We start from the raw sequence: 1,434 nt of genomic DNA, 5'->3' as shown, positions 1-1,434 counted from the left end.
TCCCCGGCGGACTGCACGGCTTGCTCGGGCGTCATGTGGATGAGGGGCCAGCGCGGGTCGTACTGGCCGCCGTCAATGGCCGCGAGGTCGAAGCCGTCGAATTTTGCTGCCAGTTCGTTGATATGCGGGCCGTAGCCGGTATCGCCGCTCAGCAGAACGCGCGTTTCCGGCGTCTCGAGGACGAAGCCCGCCCACAGGGTTTTGTTCCGGGTAAAGGAGCGCCCGGAATAGTGCCTGGCCGGAACCACGTGCACGGTGAGCATGTCATCCAGGCGCAGGGCGCTGTTCCAGTCCGCCTCCAGGATTTTCTCCTGCGGGTATCCCCAACGTTCGAAATGCGCACCCACGCCGAGCGGCATGACCGCCTTGCCCACCTTGGGCAAGAGGTCCGTGGCCGTCGGATAATCCAGGTGGTCCCAGTGGTCGTGGGTTATGAGCAGGTAGTCGATGGGCGGCATGTCATCCGCCGTGTACAGGTCCGTGCCGGGGAAGATTTTGTTGAACATCGAAAACGGCGCGCCGTACCCGCTGAAGACCGGATCCACCAGGATCCGCTTGCCGCCGAGCACCATGAAATACGACGAGTGCCCGAGCCAGATCAGCACGTCCTTGTCCGTGTCCAGGGCCTTGAGGTCGGGCCGCTCCACCGGCAGCGCCTGTTCCGGCCGCAGCCGCTCAGGGCTGCGGGAAAAGAGATTTCCGAGCATGATCCCGATAGAACTCTGACCTTCAACCAGCATGGGGGTGGGAACCGTATTCTGAAACTCACCGTCCCGGTAATGCGGTGAGGCCTCCACCCTTGCGAGACGTTCCCCCTCGGGATACGCGCCGAACTTTTGCTGCTTGAACACCGCGTAGGCGCCGATGGCTACGGCGATGGCGACGAGACACAAAATCAGGAGCATTTTTCGCATCCACCTTGGCATCATTGGCTGCCGTTCCGGATGATAATGGTCTCCGGCGCGATGGTTTGCATGGCCTTGTCCCAGTCTTCCAGGTGCACGTCCTGCACGGACACGGAGATGATGCCCGGATCGACCCCGAGGGTCGTGGCTACCATTTCCCTGGTTTTGCGGGCCAGTTCTTCTTTCAGTTCCGCCGGTCTCCCGGGGAGCATTTTTATATCAATATGAGGCATGGTTTCTCCCGATTATTGCGCGCTCAAAGGCCGGAGCCCCTTGGCGAACACTTTGGCGTGGAAAATGATCGAACCCCGCTCGCCGGCATGGTCGCTGGTCACAGCGTACAAATCGTTGGAATCGGGGCTGATGGCCAAGCTCGTGGAGCGCAGGTTGCGTCCCTGCTCGCGCCCGGGCAGCAGCACCTGGCCGATGGGTATTCCGTTGGGGTTGAAGACGAGCACCCGGCCTTGGCCGTAGACCGCGACGTACACGTTGCCGTCGGCGTCCACGCGCATGGAATCCGGCGCGGGGA

At 62.1% G+C, this 1,434-nt stretch carries 3 protein-coding genes; all 3 read right to left on the bottom strand.

The genetic code is table 11. From position 1 onward, the window contains the following. Positions 1 to 905, bottom strand: a 905-nt coding sequence (locus V6C16_RS13255; protein ID WP_333543436.1) for an MBL fold metallo-hydrolase, incomplete at its 3' end; no start/stop codon positions are given. A gap of 20 nt (positions 906 to 925) precedes the next feature. After that, complete coding sequence (locus V6C16_RS13250; RefSeq protein ID WP_333534923.1) at positions 926 to 1,138, bottom strand: tautomerase family protein; 213 nt, start codon at positions 1,136 to 1,138, stop codon at positions 926 to 928. A gap of 12 nt (positions 1,139 to 1,150) precedes the next feature. Then, the coding region (locus tag V6C16_RS13245) for an SMP-30/gluconolactonase/LRE family protein (RefSeq protein WP_333543435.1) at positions 1,151 to 1,434 on the bottom strand (284 nt) is incomplete at its 5' end.

Source organism: Desulfovibrio sp. 1188_IL3213 (assembly GCF_036763145.1).
In the GTDB taxonomy this organism is placed as follows: domain Bacteria; phylum Desulfobacterota; class Desulfovibrionia; order Desulfovibrionales; family Desulfovibrionaceae; genus Desulfovibrio.
This window is presented reverse-complemented; position numbering and strand designations above follow the sequence as displayed.

Bases quoted from the DNA above. Each gene is read 5' to 3' on its own strand.
- V6C16_RS13250 (WP_333534923.1), bottom strand. From the start codon at position 1,138: ATGCCTCATATTGATATAAAAATGCTCCCCGGGAGACCGGCGGAACTG.